This window comes from Leptolyngbya sp. AN02str (genome assembly GCF_050565595.1).
Lineage (GTDB): Bacteria > Cyanobacteriota > Cyanobacteriia > Elainellales > Elainellaceae > Kaiparowitsia.
The window spans coordinates 22,775-39,336 of record NZ_JBNXVR010000035.1 but is presented as its reverse complement, the minus strand read 5'-3'; the positions used below and the strand labels follow the sequence as shown (position 1 = coordinate 39,336).

The following is a 16,562-nucleotide window of genomic DNA, read 5'->3' as shown; positions in this document are numbered from 1 at the left end:
CTGCCACGACACTGGCGCTCTGTCGGTCACCTCTAGGCCAAAATTTTGGTCAGGTGTTGGGCGATCGCACTTGATAAACGGGGTTTGGATTTTGTATGAATTAGTTCTAATGAAGGAATTGCTTCGAGGCTAAATCCCAAAATGAAGAATGTAATTGCTCTAGGCGATCGTTAATATTCGTTTATTCTTTATTGAGCACTTGGTGTAAGCATTCTATCCAGTCATGCCACACTGCTGGGTCAGCTGTTCCACCACCCTCTAAAATTATTAACTGTCCTAGTAAAACTGCTACATCATCAGATTTGGTGCGTTCGTAGAATTGCTCTAGGAATAACACCATTGCTTCAAAAGCTTGATCCTCCGTAAGATTCCTCATAGAAAGCTCCTCATCCTGTCTTGATTGCTTAATCTGAAAAGGAGGTCATCCACACCGCATCCTAATAGATTGGCGATCGCCCTCATGGATTGAGTACGATTGCACTTGACTTTCATAACAATTGCTACTTAGGCAATCGTAACTTTAATTTAAAGGTTTATTAACTAAATAACTAGAACAAGGAATCTTATTCTGTAGATACTTGTCCCCACACAGTTGCTTTGCAAAGGCCGCTCCATGTCGTCCATAAATCATTTGTAGCTGTGCTTCTGCCCACTTCAATACTTCTAGACGCTCTGCAACATTCAGTCTTTCAGCAATAACCTGCAAAGCTCTAAGAGTCATTCCTTTCCAGATTGCTTGGCTAAGTAATGTTGCCTCAAGACACTTGTCTAGCCTTTCATAGGGTATTTGCTCGCAAGGAGGAGGGGGTGCAGCATCCTTCATAGTTTGTCTAATTTGTAATACTGCGCCAAACTCTACTAAATTTTGAATTTCTGGCAGGAAAGGCACTAATACTAAAGGTGGATGTACCTGGCAAAGATTCCTCTCTGAAGACTCAGAAGGAAATGCACGATTCAATGCTGATCTCCACCTCTTCATGGCTAGGGTAGATTCTTGGCAGAAGAAATGAAATCGTACCCACTTTTCTAGATCAATTGAAACCCTTTGATCAGCAAGGCTCGCTAGGCTATGAAATGCTTCTACTATTGTTTGCCTTACGCAGTTGCCATACTCACCATCTATTAACTGACCATCTCTCACATAATCTGCACTTCTAGGATGGATAATCCTTGTATCAATTGAAGTATAAATTGATCTCCACACTTCAGGATGTTCTAGTAGAAACTCTGGCAGAAGTGTAAACGGCAGAAATGGCTTCGCCCAATCTAGTGTTGGTAGAGAGAGCGCCTGAAGCCACTCCGTACCTGCCATGTCATTCCACTCAGAATCAAATTCCATAGGTTTTTCTCTCTTCCATGCAAAATGAGTAAACATTAATTATTTTGATTCACATTTTTTAGTTAGGAAAGGCTCATGAAAAACAAGAGTATTACTATAGTGAAGTGTTAAACCAGTGCGATCGCTGGTCAGCTAGAGTTTGCTTCTGATAACCGCTGAAAGCTGCCTAGAGGCGATCGCGTTTTTATGGAGGAATAACTTTTCTTCTCATCTTCCTAAAATTCTCAAATCGCACTGGCTGAAGAACTTTGACTTGATAATACGATCACAAATAGCCCTGGCAAATTCAAATTCCTTTAATTCTGATATTTTTCTTGAATTCGAGAATCTGCCGGTTGTTTGAGACACTAATGATAATTCACCCTGAAAATTTATAAATTCTTTCTCAGTTACGTAAAAGAGCGCACTTCCTCCTAATTCTGGAGAATTTAAAGGGATTAATTCTTCTTGTCCTGTTAAAAAATCATTCGGTGTTACAGTGTAAAAAGATGCTGCTACAGCAGCTATCCGAGCTTCAACTTGACTGAGTATGTTTTTAGTAATAGAGATGGTGGAAATCGACTCGGATGTTACTTGTTTAATTTCAGGTACAAAAGCTATTTCAATATGATGATTCAGAATAACTTCATAAATTCCTTTAAAAAAATGAGCACGCTTTTCATCTTCTTCCCACGGTCTATACTGAACGTTTACAGGAAAGTCATATCTTGGTATTGGCTTCATATTACTGTACTCAGTTTTGCGTAGACGGGGTACAACGGTCCGGCTGATCATCGATACCTACGGCCTGTTTCAATTAGATATGCGCACAATTTTTCCCGAATGGATTCCGTTGTAACAACGAGCAGGGCGAGATATCTCGAAGTTGATTCCCAAACGTTTTTTATAATCCATTTTCAGCTTTTCCTGCTGAATTGGCTGCACTGTGAACTGTGTTTATCCAAACAAACAAGCCAAAAAATGAGCTCTGGAAGCAGAGCTCAATTACGAATTTCGAACTACGAATTACGAATTCCCCTAGGATTCTGGTGTGCAGGCGTCACTCAAACACACAATTAAAACCGACTGAATGGTTGCATCGTCCCGATATTGCTGGGTTTCGTTGTATTCCTCGGTGGCTCCACTGTAGATTCCAGCCGGATTAGCACTGCCATTTCCAGTGGCAAAGGCAATACCTGGAGACGGTTGCCGTTCAAACCGAGCATATTCCCGAGCTTCGTTGGCCAAGCTGTAGGAGAGGGTGGCTTTGCCATAGGCGGCTTCGGCTTCGGCCAGGGTAGAGCCTACCCCAATCCCCTCTGGAGTTTTGTAAGCAGAATTGTCGGTAAATAAGCCCTGAATGGTGTCGGTGTCGGAAAACGTTTCGCCTGCCAGGTACAGGACGTGAAATTGCACTTCGCCATTTTGCCGAACGGCGATCGCATCAAAATCCACAATAAAGGGCGAGGTCACAACAAATTCGGCATCGGGTAGCGCCTGTTTGAGTTCGCCCAAGGTCATGCCCAGCTGTGCCGCGCCAATGCCATCGGCAGAGAGTTGAGGTGGAGCGGGAGTGGGCGCTTCTGCTACTGGGCTGGGCGACTCGGTAGATGGCTCGGTGGGGGTGGCAGTGGCTGAGGCTACCGGTTCGGGATTGTCGCTGCCGCCGTTAGCGGGCGGAGTTGTGTTGCAGCCAACGGTAAGCAGCAGAGTGCCTAGCACCAGACTGACGTGAATAGGAGCGATCGCACGTTTGAACACCATACTTTTCCTAATACCTGACAGAGTGGTGGTTGCAAAACAACCTCCAAAGCTTAGACGAAAACAACCAGAGTGGGTGCCAATTAGTGGAAATTTTGCGCCATTTTTCACTTCCCGGCTTGCAGGCAGCATTACAGAACCGATAGCGGATTGAGCCATGCTTTGAGCGTATGCCGCAGTTGGTTGAGGTCGCGGGTGGCCTCTTGCCGCACAAACTGACCGATCGCATCAAACGGAGAAAAGTTGCTTCCAGCCTGCCATTTAATGTCTTGCCCTAGCGGAGTCAGGTGGTTGCCTTTCAAAATTTGCACCGTGGTCAGTTCGGGGAACCGAGGCATCAACACATCGTGCAGCGGTCTCGTTTGGTCAATATCATCGTTGGTGAACTTAACCAGCAGGTTGCGCTTCACAGTGTACTGTTCGCCAATTAGCCGAAAGGTTTCTTCCGGCGACGGGGTAAACTCCACATCCATACGGGCCAAATCGGGCGCTAGCTGAAGAAACTGCGACGTGAACTGCGAAAACTGCGAACCAAACTGATACACCTGCTCGGCAAAGGGAATGGCCCGTCGCGCCGAGTAGTTATTAAACGAGATGAGAATATTACCAGCCCGCTCTTGCTGAAATTGGCTGCCAATCAGCAAATGCAGCTTGCTGCCCATGCTGTGGCCAATGCCATACACCGGAATGTATTCCTGCCGAAACACGCGATGCTCTAAATAATCGTAGGCGCGGTTGAAGGAGCGCAACACGTCGCGGGCGATCGCGCGATGGTCTAGCGTGTTCACAAAGGGGGTGGCAACGACGGCATATCCCTCGTCTGCCAGAGATTCCAGCAGGGTGCGATAGGTCAATTGCGGCGCGGTTGCCACAAACGCCCCACCCAAGAAGTGAAGAATAGCCTCCGGTCGAGATGGAGTTAAAACCCAGTTGCCTGCAATGTCTCGCCAGTCCATAAATGCGTGCCCAGAAAGACCAAAAAAGAGACGCTGATTGCAGCCCTTACCCTAAATCCCTCTCCCAAGCTTGGGAGAGGGACATTGACTCTTGCCCCCCTTCTCCCAAAATTGGGAGAAGGGGCTGGGGGATGAGGGCCAAGATGAGGGCCAAATTGCAAAACTAGGATTGTTCCCCCGATTGCAGCGCTTCTCTTATCCTAACGAGCTTGAGGCAAAATCATCCGGCGATCGCCATTGCCAAAAATGCCGCTCCCATCGCCGAAATCACCAGTGCCGGAATACGCATGGGTTGATGCAGCTTCACCCGATGCTGCAATGCTCGACCCAACGCCAAGGCACCCAGGGCGATCGCATACTGAATCAGCGTAAAGCCCAGCAGGTAACCCCCAATGGGCGCTTGCTCCGCGCCAATAACCGTTTCGCCATAGGCATAGCCGTGAAAAACTCCGGCGATCGCACCCACAATGAGCACCAGCATTGGCGATACCTCGCGCTTTAGCAGCAGCACACCCAAAGCCAGCACTGACAGCGCCACCCAAATTTCCAGCCCAGCGACATTCACCGACGAGAGATGCAGGCCAGTTCCAGCGATCGCCGCTAGCAAAAAGCCCAACGGCACCCACCAGCCGCCCACCCGCAGCGAGGCCAACAAGCCCAGCGCCACAACAAACGCCAAGTGATCCAACCCCACAACGGGATGGCCCACTCCCGACAAAAATCCTTCAACAAACGTTTGGGGCGTCATGCCACCAAAAGGATGGTGCGCCAATGCCGGAGCCGCCAGCAAGCAGCTCGTAGCGATCGCACCCATACCCAACACACGCACATTACGCGTTGCCATAAACTCTGAACCTCGCAGATAACGTTGGCAGTTTCCTTCTCCATCGGCGAGCATCCTGGCTTAAGAAAAATCTTTTCTTTCACAGTTGCGGGACAGCGGCAGACTCACACTGCACTTTCCTCGACCGCACGGCCTCCAAGGGCTGACTTCCCCTTGAAACCAATGGAGCCACGCCATCATATCACTGCAACGTAAATCCAAGGGCATCTGTTCACCATTGTTAGCTGTTTCTTTTGAAATCTATAAACCTACTAGATGAACAGCCAAGATATGTTTCTGAGGCGGGAATACTATTTTCAACTTTGTTATTGTAAGGAACTGCTGAAGTATGGCGAATGAAATCATTTCTTACTTGGAAATGTGCCAGCGAGAGGGAACTAACCTTCAGCGTGGTATGAACTATGGCCTTGGCGGTACTCATTCAGTGATTTTGATGTCACTACGGTCTAACGCACCTTACCGGGATCGACTAGATGATGATGGGTCTGTACTTATTTATGAAGGGCACGATGAACCGAGAAGATCCCTGGCTCAAGACCCTAAAAAGCTTGATCAGCCACAATTTAGGCCAAAAGGTCGTTTAACTCAAAATGGCTACTTTCATGGAGCTGCACAATCTTATAAAAGAGGTGAGCGATTACCTGAACGAGTGCGAGTTTACGAGAAGATTCTTAGTGGTGTGTGGTCATATAACGGCGTCTTTCACTTGGTTGATTCATGGCAGGAACCAGATGAGCATCGACAAGTTTTTAAGTTTAAATTGATAGCTGTTGAGGGAGAAGAAGATTTACAGCAATCTACATCGCCCTCTGCTGAGCGGCGGAGAATAATTCCTTCGGCGGTTAAGTTGGCTGTGTGGAAACGTGATGAAGGTAAATGCGTTGTTTGCAAGGCATCTGATGAACTGCATTTTGATCATGTAATTCCATTTTCTCGAGGTGGGACTTCTGTAACAGCAGAGAATGTGCAATTGTTATGCACTCGACACAATCTTGAGAAGAGCAACAAGATTGTGTAGTTCAGTTAGTTAAGACGCCATTGCAGTAAACAGATAAAGCCCTGTCGAGCTGGGTCGAAACTGGCTGTTCAATTGAAGAAGAACATGCTTCAACTAGAAAAATAAGTTGGCATAATCTATCTTATTTCAAAACTTCTTCGAGTTTGTGCTGTTCCCAGAGTTCCTCGTAGAGGCCGGGTTGGGCAACGAGTTCGTCGTGGGTGCCAGCTTGGACGATGCGGCCTTTGTCGAGGACTAGGATGCGATCGGCGATCGCCGCTGCCGCCATTTGGTGGGTGATAAACAAAACCGTTTTGCGGCGGGTGCCTTCCTTCAGGTTTTGCAAAATTTGCGTGGCGGTTTGGTTGTCCACGCTGGAGAGCGAGTCATCCAGAATGAGGATGGGCGCATCCACCAGCAAAGCGCGGGATAAAGCGGTACGCTGCCGTTGACCACCCGATAGCGTAATGCCACGCTCTCCCACAATCGTTTTGTACTGTTGGGGAAAATTGAGAATTTCGGGGTGGATTTGGGCTTGCTTGGCGGCAATTTCCACCTCATCTTGCTCGGCTACGGGGTCGCCGTAGCGAATGTTGTTCTTAATCGTTGTGCTGAACAGGAAGCTTTCTTGCGGGACGTAGGCGATCGCCATTCTCAGGTCTCGCAGCCGAATTTGCGTAATATCGATGCCATCCAAAAATAGTTGGTTAGGGCCAATCTCCAGCAGGCGAGGAATAGCATTGGCCAACGTGGACTTACCCGAACCGATGGGGCCAACAATTGCAACCGTTTCCCCCGGCTTTACCGTAAACTCAACCTGCTCCAATGCGGGAGTTTTCGCATCGGGATAGGTAAAGTTCAGGTTGTGGGCGCTCAGCCAGCCGCGTACATCTTCCTGGGGCAATGGCATGGCATTGGGCGCATCGTGAATTTGTGGCTCTACGCTGAGAATGTACTCCACCCGATCAATACTCACCTCGCCCCTCTGATAGGCCGTAATGGTAAAACCGAGCAGCGCAGTTGGAAAGACCAATCGTTCCACATACAAGAGCAGTGCAATAAAGTCGCCAATGCTAATGCTGCCATCGGCGATCGCACCCGCACCCAACCACAGCAGCACCAGTAGGCTAATGCTCGCCAACCCACCCAACAGCGGAAACAGCATGTTTCGAGTTCGGGCCAGCGTTAGGTTAGCGCCGTACAGGTTGCGATTCAGATCTCGAAAAGCATCCCGTTCGTTCTCCTCCTGTGCATAGATTTTGATCAACGACATGCCGCTCATGTCTTCCTGAATCAAATCGCTTAGCTCAGAAGTGCGCTGCTGAACATCCAACTGCTCTTGCCGCAACCGATTGCTGAAGAGATGCACCAGCGAAAACATGACGGGATAAATGGCGATCGCCGCCAAGGTTAGCGGTGTGCTAATTCCCAACATGACTGGTAGCGTTAGCGCATAGGCAAAAATTGTGTTGGCCAAACTCAACACCGCAAAGCCCAGCAACCGTCGAATATTGTCCACATCGCTCGTCGCACGGCTAATCAGGTCTCCTGCTGTATTCGCCGAAAAATAGGATGGCTCCAGCGTTAGCAAGTGGTTAAAGATTTGCTGCTTCAGGTCGTATTCCACCATGCGACCCACACCAAACAGCCAAATGCGAGAGGCCATGCGCACCAGCCACATCACCGCCGCCAACAGCATCACCATGGATGCCACCCATACCACGCGATCGTAGCTAAAGGTTTGCTGTAGCTCGTCAATCCCCGATCGCAACAGCAGGGGAATGTACACTCCAATAAAGTTCACCACGAGCAAAGAGCCAATTCCCAACACCATCTTGAGCCAGTGCGGGCGCAAATACTCGCCTAAAATTTCAAACTTTGATCGGGCCATAGCCAATATGGGGGAGGAATGAGTGGGCAATGTTTATGATGAACACTTAGATAATCCTATCGAGGATCGAGGTCATCGGGGGGTGAATGTGCAGCAGCACAGAACGATCCACCATCCCCCACTGAGAGGAGACCCACTAGAACTGACAATTTCTAACAGATCGGGCAGATCGAGCGATCGCGCCTAGACTCCGCTCAACAGTCTCTCTAACAACCTCTCTAACGAGCAACCGTAAACGCAGAGCAGACCCGATCATCCGTCAAGCCGTCAACTCAGGGCGCAATCATCTACTGTTTCACTAAATTGGGGCGACAAGCCACCCCCGCAAGAAGTAATACACCGAGGTCAGATACTCATCAACCACGCGTGTTGTGAGCGCCAGCGCATCCACATTGGGAATGATGTCAGACACGCGGGCCAGCAATCGGCCACCGTCCTCAAGCTGAAAGGCAAATTGATCCGTTGGTTGAGGAATCGCCCGAATGCCCAAATAGGCAAACGTTGATACACTGCGGCTCAGGCTGAGAGAGGGGGTAACCAACACGATCGCATCAGTTTCTCGACGAAAGCCCTGAAACTCCAGCAATCGGCTAACGGCCACCGCACTACTGTACAAATCCGTTCCTTCGGCCTCGATCAAAATGCGATCGTTGGGGACGCCCGCTTCAGTGAGGAGCGCGCGAATGGTTTGCTCTGCCATGGCCTCGTCGTTCGTAGCGCCCATACTTGGCCCCACTCCCACCACCACAAATGGGTTGGTCACGGGCGCATACTCGGCATACAGGCGCGAGGCATACAGCAGGCGCGAGGCCAACACATTGGCAAAGCCATCCTGCGTATTGCTGACCTGGACTCGGCTACGAAACGATGGGTCGGATGGGTTAATGCCGTCGCCAGTGACCACGATCGCCCGAATTTGATTAGCAGCGATCGCATTTTGATACGCAATTGGCGCGGTTAAAGATTGTTCGGCCTGTAGCGTCAGCCAATAGGCCACAATTGGCATACTCGACAGCAGCAAAATCAGAAGAGCCGCCAACACCTGGTTTGCTGCAATTTTTTTGGTGCCATCCTTTAGGGCACTCAGCAATAAGAAAATGACCAACCCCAACGGCTTGAGCGGCAATGACAAAATGCCCCATACCGACGAAACCGTGCGGCTGGTGGGATCGACAAATGCCAACACCACAAAGGCTAAAACAATCAGGCCGCCCAACCAAGTGAGATAAACCCTGGGAATAAACCGATTGAAGACGTACCACAGGATCGCCACAATCAGTAGCCAGAGCAAAATTCGGGTTAATACTTCAAACATGACAGCATCCCTCGTGGGGTTTGCTCAGGACGGCACTACCCATTCTGGAGTAAGTCCGCACAAACGTACCAACTTCTCGGCAAAATTTGGCAAAAAAAGAGGGTGGTTGCCCACCCCCTCACATCATTCAGTTCCTAAACAGAGAAATAGAGCGATCGTGCGATCGCCATTCCACATCGTAACTAGCTTAAGCAGGCTCAACCCGAGCGTAGAAACGGCCTTGAATCCGCACATCCACAGCTTCTTTACCACCCATATCAGTATCGGAGGGCTGGATGCTCTCAAAGCTGCCCGAAATTTCGCCCGTGGTGCTGTCAACCTTGGTCACCTGGAGGGAGATTTCGCCCTGTCCCGTTACAAACTGCTTCTTGTTCTCTTTTTGCAGTTCATCCTCATCAGCCTGAGGCAGTGCAACCGCAGAGTCATACCCCGTGGTCAAACCACGGCCCTTAGGATCGAGGAAGTTTGACGTACGGTAGGAAGGCACTTTGAACTTGCCAATAAAGTCGGTAGAAGTGTTCACACCGTCAACACCAGGAGCCGTGCTAGCAACCAACTCTTTAATGGTGAACAAGAAAGGAACCTCTTCGCCACCAGGCAGCAAGACGGTCGTAGCTTGGAAATCAAATCCATCCTCTTCGGTAAAGACCAGGCTATGGTCAGGCCCATAGGAAATTTTGCCACTTACTTGGTCAATCGTAGAGGTGTAGCGAGTCAAGGGACGACCCGTTACGAACTGTGAAGATTGGCGCTTGCTGCTTGGCTCAGTCTTCACCGCGTAAGACAGAGGCTCTAGACATAGGCCTACCATGCGGTAGGTTTCTCCATCTCCAATGGGAATGCTGCCACGCTTGGTTTCCACCACTTCGGGACAGCTATTGGCCAGTCCGGTTCCTCGAATTTGCTCGTAGGTAAGGGGGCCATTTGAGTCAGGTCCTGAACTGCAAGCTGTAAGCGCACTCATACAGAGTGCAACAAATGCAATGATTAGAGCGCGATACCTCATGGTCAACCTCGAATATCTCCAACCTGGATTTATGTGTAAGTCTGGATTTTTTATGAATTTGAGCTATTCAGCATTCTACAAGACCTTGGGCGCATCTTTTGTCGGATAACTCATTCGTGAATTATTAAAAGAAGTTGTCACATTTAACAAAATGTTGCAATACGCAATGCACGATATTTACGATTTGACGGTGTCATGTTTAGCCGCACCTGTCTTCACAATTCGCTATGGTCTGAGTAGCAAAATCAACAAACTTGAGTTGATAGGGTGAATTTACCTGTAAAATCGCGTACTTCAGGGCTAACTCCTCGTTTAAATTTAAGCAATGTTTTGCTTTGCGGCTCGCATTGGGTGCATAAACGATGGGATTGGTTACACATGAAATTACTGTTTGGATGAGGTAAAGACGTTTGTATGGGCGAGAATGACATGGCACCCAAAGCACCAACCCAAGAAAATGAGGCGATCGCCCATTTAGTTCGCACCACAGCCGAGCAGCATCGAGGCGACACCTTGGCGTTGTTAGGGTTGCTGCGTCTCCTCGAATCACTCCATCGAGAAATTCGCGATTCCTACTTTCAAGACACCTTACCCAAGAACCGCCAAGACCTATACAGTCTGCTGCGAGATATTGAAGCTGAGGGTGGATGGCCTTACATTAGCCGGATGCGCCTTAAAGAAATCTTGGTGTATCTGCTAGAAGAAGAACAGTCCTCAAATAATAATATTCAGTCTTAAATCCTGAGTCTTCGCCAACAGGATTCAAGACTCAGCCTTACTCAGCCTGAAATATCTTCAGCCTGAACTGTTGGCGATCTTGCACTGGCTGGTAGCCGTAGAGTCGGGTGTGTTCGCTATACCTTAACGTTCGTTCTGGGTAAGTCGAAGCATCCAGTTTTGCGTGCCCAATCCACACAAAAAAATAAGCGTTTCCCAGGGTTGTGCGTCGTCAATCCTGGGAAACGCCATTAACAAAACCTGACGTTGCCCTCAAGGCATCTGCTCAAAATTCGAGCAAACCCGACCGTGTGCCCCTGCAAATTAGTAGAATGGGAGAAATTGGATTCTCCATCTTCAGTAGCTACATGATTCCTACCGTTATTGAGCAGTCAGGCCGTGGCGAACGCGCCTTTGATATTTACTCGCGCCTTCTGCGGGAACGTATCGTTTTTCTAGGAACTCAAGTTGACTCCGATCTAGCCAACTTAATTGTGGCTCAGCTGCTATTCCTCGAAGCAGAAGACCCCGAAAAAGACATTTACCTCTACATCAACTCTCCGGGTGGTTCGGTAACGGCAGGCATGGGCATCTTTGACACCATGAGCCACATTCGACCCGATGTGTGCACCATTTGTGTTGGCTTGGCCGCTAGCATGGGCGCATTTTTGCTGAGTGCAGGTGCCAAAGGCAAGCGCATGAGCCTACCCCACTCTCGGATTATGATTCACCAACCTCTGGGTGGCGCGCAGGGCCAAGCGACAGATATTGAAATTCAGGCTCGCGAAATTTTGTACCACAAGCAAAACCTGAACCAGTGGCTATCTAAGCACACTGGCCAGCCGCTAGAGAAGATTGAACAAGATACTGAGCGGGACTTCTTTATGTCGGCCCATGAAGCGGTTGAGTACGGCCTGATCGATCAGGTGATTGACAAGCACTCGGTTGGCAGCCGTCCTTCTCCTGCTGCGATCGCCTCCTAAGTCAAACCTGAGTTTTGGACAAGCAACAATGGGCACTTCTGAAGTTTGCGCGACGCGCAAACTTCAGAAACGCTCTTAACCGAAACTGACGTTCATCAAACCATTCGGCTGGCAGCTCATTTTTGTGGTTTGGCGTTGATAACCGCAATTCGCAATTCAAAAACGGGTGGATCACTGAGTGATCCACCCGTTTTTGTGCTCTGCTCTGGTGGTCTGAAACCCGCGATAAGCGTGGGATAAGCCATCAGCGCTACAGCCCAAAGTGCTTACAACTCCAGGAGTTGGCGATGGCGCGGCACAATTTGGCTGGGGTTAATTTCGGTGACGGCCTCGGTCAGCGGCATGACCCTAACGGTGTTGTGGTCGTAAACGTTGGCCTGGTAGACTTGGCGTGTGGTGTAGTCGAGAGCCGTTAGCCAGCCGCTGCGGGGATGATAGGCTCCTGTATCGATATCGAGCCAGCCGCAGCCCTGGGCGATCGCCCCGGGTGGCACCTTGGGCAAGGTAAACGTAATGGTATGCCCCGTAATAATGGTTTTGTTGGCAAAGTAGGGCCGAGTTGTGCTGTGAAACTCATCCCGAATCCAACAAAACTCTTGGGTGGTATGCTGAGCAACCGATAGTTTGGGACTCATCCCAGCATGCACAAGCCACACGTCATCTAAGTCGAGGTGGGTTGGCAGAGTGCGAAACCAATCTAGATGCTCAAACAAGAGATCTTCGTTTTTGTCGTAGCTGGCGACGGTGGTTTGGCCACCGCTGTAGAGCCACGCTTGCAATGCCTGCTGAGAAATTTGCCCTTTGGGAAAGGCGTCGAGCAGCATTTGCTCATGGTTGCCCAACACGCAACCATAGCCACTCTTCAGCACAAATTCGACAACGGCAGAGCTTTTGGGGCCACGGTCGATTAAATCGCCGACGAAGTAGACGCGATCGCCTGAATTGGGGGCGATCGCCTCCATCAGCGCCATTAGCCCGTCATAATGCCCGTGAACATCTCCGACAAATATGCGACGACCCACTACGCAAATTCAACCTTTAGTTACAACGGTAGAAGACTGGAAACGATGAGCGGCTGCGATCGCATGCGGATCAAGCCTTGTAAGATCACAGTGCATAGGTATCCCTACACGGTGTATCGAACCAAATGCTGACATTTTGGAAAGATCAACCAGTTGGGGGATAAAGCAGAATCGATAGACCTATTGATCTCATTATGCCCATGCGATTTGGAAGGATCGCATCAACGGCGTAAAGGTTGCACCAAGAAACCTTAAAGTTTGCTCAACGCTGCACTCAAACTAAAGGATGTAATGCGTAGAATCTCGGGATTCGTAGTGATTTTTCCCCAATTACAGGAAATTTTTCCCAAATTACAGAAAATATGGAGCCTGATGAAAGATTGGGGAAAGCGCAACTCGACTTTCGCCAATAAGCACAAATCTGACGAGTGGCCCATCAGGTTTGCAGAAATGCAGTGCTATTGCCCTCAAATGGCTTAGTTTGACTGGCATTGGGTCAAACAGGCGACGGTAGGTTTCCCAAATTTGCTACCGATTCGATATCGCCAAAAACGCAACTTCGATCGCAAAGGCTGCTTCGTTGGCAAATTACTGGCTGAGGGCGCGCAAAAAGTCTTGCAGGCTGGAGAGAATGCCGCGACGGGGTGCGACTAATGATGGAGCGTCAGGATCAACGCCATTGGCGCGCATGAGGATGCGATCGAGGTCATCGCCCACGGGCTTTTGGGGCGTTTCGGACACCATTTCAAAGCCGTTCTCGCGCTCGACCCAGACTTGCCAGGGTGAGGGATAGGCACGATATACCACTGCTCCATCCAACGGACGCATGAAGTAGCACGACTCGATGGTGCTGAGGAAGCGATCGCGCAATCTTCGTCCGGCATAGCCAATGCCAATAGTGGCCACGTCTTCCAATCGGGGATTGAGCAGCACACAGGGGCGATCGCCCGCTTCGGTGCAGAGTTCTTCCACTTTTTCCACTTCGATGGAAGAGGGAGCCACAAACAGAAATAGTTTCTCCTCCGGCTGAATGACGGCCTTGAGTTCGCCAATGCCGCGTAGCGAGTAGGGTTTGTCGCCCCAGTCGCGCCGAGCCAGCGCCGCCGAGCCCGGATCGGCAAAAAAGACCCGCAGTTCCGTTCCCATGTCCTCAAATGCGCCCACAAACTGCTGGGCCACGGGCAATGGCTTGAGTTCTGGGAAATTCAGTTCTACTTGCAGACGAGTGAGTCCATCGGCGATCGCCGCTTGAGTAGCTTGCTGAGCCTGAGTAATGGCTTCTTCGAGAGAGTTGGGAAGTGAGGTCATGGTGATATCAAGATTGAACAAACGTGCAGTTGTTAAATAAACGAGCGGCTTGTAAACAATTTGCTAAAAGCCGAAGCCAGCTCGCATCACGAACGCCGCAGTCGGGCGATCGCAACCTAAACTTGCTCAGGTTCAACGTAGCCCTGAATATTTTCGGGATCAAACTGTTTGATGATGCGGGTGGCTTTGTTGGTGAGATTGGCCGCACCTTCGACCACGATGATGTATTTGCCCTGACTGAGCCGATTGCGGTAGGGCAATGCATCGCCACTGCCCGCAGACAGACCCACGCCACCACCCACAAAAAAGCTGCCCATGGCACCAGCGATCGCCCCAAACACCCCACCCAGCAGGTGATTGCCCAGCGCGCCAATTTCTGGCACTAGCATGAACTGCGTAGACACGTTGAACGCATAGCCGCCAAGGAACCCAAACGGCACCAGCCAAAACGACATCAGCTTGGCCATTTTGCGAGCCGACTTTTTGGGATCGAGAAAGCCGTACTCGTCGGCACTTTTGTAGCCTTTGCCCAACAGACTCACCTGCTCCATGGGCACACCTTCGCTTTCCAGCGCAGAGTAGGCGGCTTCGGCCTGCATCCGATCCGACAAAACGGCAACAAGATAGTTATTCATACAGCGTCTTCATGACAGCGTTTTATTATCGTGGGAATCGTGGAAACTTCTCCCATTAAATTATGCGACGCGTCGGGCACACTCGCCCTGCCAAATTCCCCAATTTGGGCTGATTTTCTATTCCAATTCCAGGCTATTCACTTATCAATCAATGACAAACCAGGCAGCGGTTGGCACACCGGACAGTAGTAGAGGCGGCGACCTGCCAACATTTCCTTGCGAATGGGGGTGCTGCACTGGTAGCAGGGTTTGCCTTCTCGGCCAAACACGTGGTGGCGATACTGACTGCGGCGATCGCCCCTTGCCTTCAGCTCCTCTACCCGTGCCAGATCATTCGTAATGCCGCCCGTTTGGTAAGACTGTCGGGTAATGGCGATCGCCGCCTTAGCTAAAGCCAAAATTTGCTCTGGGCTGCAATCGACCGGGCGCAATGTGGGATGCACTCCCGCCACAAACAGCACCTCGCTCCGCAAATAATTGCCCAAACCACACAAAAAGCCCTGATCCAGCAGCAGCGACGGCAATCTTCGACGGGCAAATCGTTTGTCCAAAAATCGGGCGGCGACCGTTGCCTCATCCACCACCAGATCCAGCACATCTGGCCCAATGCGTTGCAAAAACGGATGCGTCGCCAATGCATCATTCGGCAGCACGTCAATATCCGATGCGCTGTACAGCAGGGCCGATTGCTTTGGCGTGTGAATGGCCAAACGAAGCTGGCGTTTGGTGGTGGGCAGACTGCCTGCCTTCCGCACCATCCAAATGCCATACAGCTGATTGTGGCTATAAATGTTCAGTTCATTCTCAAACCGAATCAGCATGGCTTTGCCGTAGGTTTGCACAGCAAAGATGCGATCGCTCTGCAACGTTGCTTCGTAGGGCTTGAGCCGATCAAAGGCAAAGAACACCTCAATTAAGGGTTGATGGGCGATCGCCCGTTCAATGGCATCGGCAGCGCGTCGAATTTCGGGGCCTTCGGGCATAGGGGTTCAGATTCAGCCAACTCGATCAATATCCAGCCAACTTACCGCGACGCTTGGTTTCGCGCTCGGCCACACGAAACAGACTCAGCCCCACCAGCAAATACACCCCACCATTCAGGAATGCCAACAGCAGCGGAGCGAGCTGCAAGCCATCGTTGCGAGCCATTACGTCGCGCAGTAGACCCGCGCCGGGTGTCATGGGCAGCAGCGACGACAGCAGGCGCACCGGGCCGGGTAGCGTTTCTGTGGGCACAGATAGCAAAAACAGCAGCGCAAACTGCACAATGCCCAACAGCTGCTGCACCTGCTTGAGGAGCAGCGACATGGCCCCCATGGCAAACGCAAGACCGTACGCGCCTAAAATCACCGTGGCAAAGGGCAGCAGCAGCAATGGTGTAAAAGCCAAGCGGGTACCCGTCAGGCTAATGATAATGAGCAAGATGACGGTAATGATGGTGAGCTGAATGGTGAGACTGGCGATCGCTCGGGTTAAAAACAACCGGGGTGCCCGATAGGGCGACAAAAATAGCTGCTCCAGCGTGCCCGTTTGGGCCTCGCGCTGAAGGCCACCCGCAATATCGCTCATGATAAACAGCGACAGCGTCCACAGCAGGTAACCCACAATGATCGTTTCCAGGCGATCGCCTTCCGAAGCTCCAGCCCCAGCCAAATAGTTGGCGCTGAGAAACAGTCCATAAAACACAACAGTGGTAATGATGATCCCAGCGATCGCCTCTGAGGCATAGCGCAACAGCTGAATCCAACTCCGTCGTAACTCTGCCAAAAACAATTCCATCAAACCACTCCTAAACCAGCCCCAGGAACA

General features: G+C 50.4%; 17 protein-coding genes and 1 riboswitch. Of the genes, 3 read left to right on the top strand and 14 right to left on the bottom strand.

The annotated features are described in order from the left end of the window. Positions 1-181: 181 nt before the first annotated feature. The 6 genes from ACQ4M4_RS21295 to ACQ4M4_RS21270 form a co-directional block, all read right to left on the bottom strand. Positions 182-376, bottom strand: a complete 195-nt coding sequence (locus ACQ4M4_RS21295; protein WP_430686479.1) for a hypothetical protein — start codon at positions 374-376, stop codon at positions 182-184. 144 nt (positions 377-520) lie between these two features. Beyond that, positions 521-1,339 (bottom strand): hypothetical protein, encoded by an 819-nt coding sequence (locus ACQ4M4_RS21290; protein ID WP_430686478.1) that lies wholly within the window; start codon positions 1,337-1,339, stop codon positions 521-523. 207 nt (positions 1,340-1,546) lie between these two features. After that, complete coding sequence (locus tag ACQ4M4_RS21285; RefSeq protein ID WP_430686477.1) at positions 1,547-2,062, bottom strand: hypothetical protein; 516 nt, start codon at positions 2,060-2,062, stop codon at positions 1,547-1,549. A 294-nt stretch (positions 2,063-2,356) separates the two neighbouring features. Then, the gene (locus ACQ4M4_RS21280) at positions 2,357-3,082 is read right to left on the bottom strand and encodes a hypothetical protein (protein WP_430686476.1); all 726 of its coding nucleotides are present in this window, start codon (positions 3,080-3,082) and stop codon (positions 2,357-2,359) included. 128 nt (positions 3,083-3,210) lie between these two features. Next, positions 3,211-4,035 carry a DUF1350 family protein gene (locus ACQ4M4_RS21275; RefSeq protein ID WP_430686475.1) on the bottom strand — a complete coding sequence of 275 codons (825 nt, stop codon included), beginning with the start codon at positions 4,033-4,035 and terminating at the stop codon, positions 3,211-3,213. 220 nt (positions 4,036-4,255) lie between these two features. After that, positions 4,256-4,879, bottom strand: coding sequence for a HupE/UreJ family protein (locus ACQ4M4_RS21270; protein ID WP_430686474.1), 624 nt, complete (start codon positions 4,877-4,879; stop codon positions 4,256-4,258). Positions 4,880-4,907: 28 nt separating this feature from the next. After that, a riboswitch (cobalamin riboswitch) is annotated at positions 4,908-5,058 on the bottom strand. Positions 5,059-5,207: 149 nt separating this feature from the next. On the opposite strand from ACQ4M4_RS21270, the gene ACQ4M4_RS21265 reads away from it, so the two are divergent. Further along, positions 5,208-5,897 carry an HNH endonuclease gene (locus ACQ4M4_RS21265; protein WP_430686473.1) on the top strand — a complete coding sequence of 230 codons (690 nt, stop codon included), beginning with the start codon at positions 5,208-5,210 and terminating at the stop codon, positions 5,895-5,897. Positions 5,898-6,018: 121 nt separating this feature from the next. On the opposite strand, the gene ACQ4M4_RS21260 is transcribed toward ACQ4M4_RS21265, so the two are convergent. The 3 genes from ACQ4M4_RS21260 to ACQ4M4_RS21250 form a co-directional block, all read right to left on the bottom strand. Further along, positions 6,019-7,767 carry an ABC transporter ATP-binding protein gene (locus ACQ4M4_RS21260; protein WP_430686472.1) on the bottom strand — a complete coding sequence of 583 codons (1,749 nt, stop codon included), beginning with the start codon at positions 7,765-7,767 and terminating at the stop codon, positions 6,019-6,021. 298 nt (positions 7,768-8,065) lie between these two features. Further along, positions 8,066-9,082 carry a YdcF family protein gene (locus ACQ4M4_RS21255; protein WP_430686471.1) on the bottom strand — a complete coding sequence of 339 codons (1,017 nt, stop codon included), beginning with the start codon at positions 9,080-9,082 and terminating at the stop codon, positions 8,066-8,068. 187 nt (positions 9,083-9,269) lie between these two features. Continuing rightward, complete coding sequence (locus ACQ4M4_RS21250; protein ID WP_430686470.1) at positions 9,270-10,088, bottom strand: photosystem II manganese-stabilizing polypeptide; 819 nt, start codon at positions 10,086-10,088, stop codon at positions 9,270-9,272. 429 nt (positions 10,089-10,517) lie between these two features. Between ACQ4M4_RS21250 and ACQ4M4_RS21245 the strand changes: the two genes are divergently transcribed. Together ACQ4M4_RS21245 and clpP are read left to right on the top strand one after the other, a co-directional pair. Then, the gene (locus ACQ4M4_RS21245; protein WP_430686469.1) at positions 10,518-10,826 is read left to right on the top strand and encodes a hypothetical protein; all 309 of its coding nucleotides are present in this window, start codon (positions 10,518-10,520) and stop codon (positions 10,824-10,826) included. A gap of 347 nt (positions 10,827-11,173) precedes the next feature. Further along, entirely contained in the window at positions 11,174-11,788 is a 615-nt protein-coding gene (clpP, locus tag ACQ4M4_RS21240) for an ATP-dependent Clp endopeptidase proteolytic subunit ClpP (protein WP_430686468.1), read from the top strand. A gap of 266 nt (positions 11,789-12,054) precedes the next feature. On the opposite strand, the gene ACQ4M4_RS21235 is transcribed toward clpP, so the two are convergent. The 5 genes from ACQ4M4_RS21235 to ACQ4M4_RS21215 form a co-directional block, all read right to left on the bottom strand. Next, complete coding sequence (locus ACQ4M4_RS21235) at positions 12,055-12,810, bottom strand: metallophosphoesterase family protein (RefSeq protein WP_430686467.1); 756 nt, start codon at positions 12,808-12,810, stop codon at positions 12,055-12,057. A 588-nt stretch (positions 12,811-13,398) separates the two neighbouring features. Beyond that, on the bottom strand, positions 13,399-14,118 hold the full coding sequence (locus ACQ4M4_RS21230; protein ID WP_430686466.1) for a DUF1995 family protein: 720 nt from the start codon (positions 14,116-14,118) through the stop codon (positions 13,399-13,401). Positions 14,119-14,234: 116 nt separating this feature from the next. Beyond that, positions 14,235-14,753: a hypothetical protein gene (locus ACQ4M4_RS21225; protein WP_430686465.1), complete on the bottom strand. Its 519-nt coding sequence runs from the start codon at positions 14,751-14,753 to the stop codon at positions 14,235-14,237. A gap of 137 nt (positions 14,754-14,890) precedes the next feature. Next, positions 14,891-15,736, bottom strand: coding sequence for an endonuclease VIII (gene nei, locus ACQ4M4_RS21220; RefSeq protein WP_430686464.1), 846 nt, complete (start codon positions 15,734-15,736; stop codon positions 14,891-14,893). A gap of 25 nt (positions 15,737-15,761) precedes the next feature. Then, a complete protein-coding gene (locus ACQ4M4_RS21215) occupies positions 15,762-16,532 on the bottom strand; it encodes an ABC transporter permease (protein ID WP_430686463.1) in 771 nt (256 codons plus the stop codon). Positions 16,533-16,562 lie beyond the last annotated feature (30 nt).